The organism is Hyphomonas sp. (genome assembly GCF_013823385.1).
In the GTDB taxonomy this organism is placed as follows: domain Bacteria; phylum Pseudomonadota; class Alphaproteobacteria; order Caulobacterales; family Hyphomonadaceae; genus Hyphomonas.
Genome location: NZ_PNMA01000120.1, coordinates 1 through 1844, shown reverse-complemented (window position 1 = coordinate 1844; position 1844 = coordinate 1). Strand labels below are relative to the sequence as shown.

4 protein-coding genes are annotated in these 1844 nt (G+C 63.6%); all 4 read left to right on the top strand.

Going from position 1 to position 1844, the window contains the following annotated elements; genetic code table 11:
* Positions 1-127 (top strand): cob(I)yrinic acid a,c-diamide adenosyltransferase (locus C0456_RS21030; RefSeq protein ID WP_367179325.1); only part of this gene is annotated, 127 nt, incomplete at its 5' end.
* Positions 124-771 carry a 5,6-dimethylbenzimidazole synthase gene (bluB, locus tag C0456_RS20310; RefSeq protein WP_284458623.1) on the top strand — a complete coding sequence of 216 codons (648 nt, stop codon included), beginning with the start codon at positions 124-126 and terminating at the stop codon, positions 769-771. The genes C0456_RS21030 and bluB, both read left to right, overlap by 4 nt.
* 25 nt (positions 772-796) lie before the next feature.
* Positions 797-1204, top strand: coding sequence for a DUF1636 domain-containing protein (locus C0456_RS20305; protein WP_291056448.1), 408 nt, complete (start codon positions 797-799; stop codon positions 1202-1204).
* Positions 1201-1844: nicotinate-nucleotide--dimethylbenzimidazole phosphoribosyltransferase (locus C0456_RS20300; protein WP_291056445.1), on the top strand; the 644-nt coding region annotated here is incomplete at its 3' end. The genes C0456_RS20305 and C0456_RS20300, both read left to right, overlap by 4 nt.

Below are 1844 nucleotides of genomic sequence, written 5' to 3'. Positions count from 1 at the left end.
TGTCATCGTTACCGGCCGCAACGCGCCTGATGCGCTGATTGAAGTGGCAGATCTTGTCACCGAAATGACTCAAGTGAAACACCCTTTCCGATCCGGCGTGAAGGCCCAGGCAGGCATTGAGTTTTGAGCCAGACGTCGCCCTTCTTTGACACGGAGTTTGCGGAGCAATTCGCGCAGCTGCTGCGCTGGCGGCGCGACGTCCGTCATTTTGACCGTCGCACCGTGGCGGAGGAGGATATGCGCGCACTCATGACATGCGCCGCGCTCGCGCCTTCTGTTGGCAATGCCCAGCCGTGGCGGTTTGTGCGCGTGCGGACGCCTGATACCCGCGAGGCGCTGGCCGCCCATGTCGATGGGCAAAGTGCCCTGGCGGCTTCGCATTATACCGACCAAGCACAGCAAGATCATTATCTGTCGCTCAAGCTGCACGGATTGCGTGAGGCCCCCGAGCTGATCGCGGTGTTCTGCGACGAACAGCCCGAGGCGGGGCACGGCCTTGGCATTGCCACTATGCACGAAATGTTGCGCTATTCCTGCGTTTTGGCGATCCATAATCTGTGGTTGGCGGCGCGGTTGCGCGGGATTGGTCTTGGCTGGGTGTCGATAGTCGATCCCCCGGCGGTCCATGCCCTGCTCGACGTTCCCGCCACATGGTCTCTGATCGCGCTACTGTGCATCGGTTACCCGGCAGACATATCCGATACGCCCGAACTGGAGCAGCGCGGCTGGCAGCAGCGTGAGCCGTGGACCGATCGGGTTTTTGAACGATGATTTTCAATCAAAGGACCACAAAACCATGTTGATACCTGTTGAGGATGGCCCCGCTATCGTGGCCTGCAACACCTGTCGCCACAGTGCCGATGCGCGTGAGGACGCCACCGGAACACGCGGCGGCGCGCAATTGGTGGCGGCACTGCGTTCGGTTCAGCAGTGCGATGCTCGCTATGCCGGCGTTGCCGTGCAGGAAATGCCATGCCTGTTCGCCTGCACCGATTTCTGCACCGTGCATCTGCGCGCGCCGGGCAAGGTTGGCTATGTGCTGGGTCGGTTCACCCCGGACGAGGACGCCGCCACCGCCATTCTGGACTATGCGGTCCACTATGCCGCCAGCGAGCATGGCCGTGTGCCGTTCAAGCAATGGCCGCAAGGCGTGAAGGGCCATTTCATCACCCGCACCCCGCCGCCGGGCTTCGTCGCGGAATGAGCCGGTTTGCGTCCCTCGCCGCGTTTGATGCAGCCCTTGCAGATATGCCTATCGCCGATGCGGACGCCATCGCGGCAGCGCGCGCGCGGCAGGCTAGCCTGACCAAACCAGCCGGATCGCTGGGGCGGCTGGAAGACATCGCGGTGCTCATGGCCGGATGGCAGGGCACGGCGCAGCCCGTGATCGAACACGGTCGCGCGGCGATCTTTGCCGGAAATCATGGCTTTGTCGTCCACGGCGTTAGTGCCTTTCCCGCCAGCGTGACTGCCGCAATGGTTGCCAATTTTGCCGCAGGCGGCGCAGCCATTAACGCATTGGCGAAGGCCGCGGGATTGAATTTGCAGGTGATTGCACTCGATCTCGACCGGCCCACGGCGGATTTCACCACGGCTGCGGCAATGGACGAGGCGGAGTGCCTGGCCGCATTGTCCGCTGGAGCAGCGGCAGTGGAGCCGGGGCTGCATCTGCTGGTCGTCGGCGAAATGGGCATTGGCAATTCGACCGCCGCTGCCGCGCTGTGCGCGCGCAGTTATGGCGGCACGCCCGCGTCATGGGTCGGGCCGGGAACCGGGGTCGATGCGGACGGAATCGCGCGCAAGGTGGTGGTGGTGGAACAGGCACTGGCCTGTCATGCCGATGC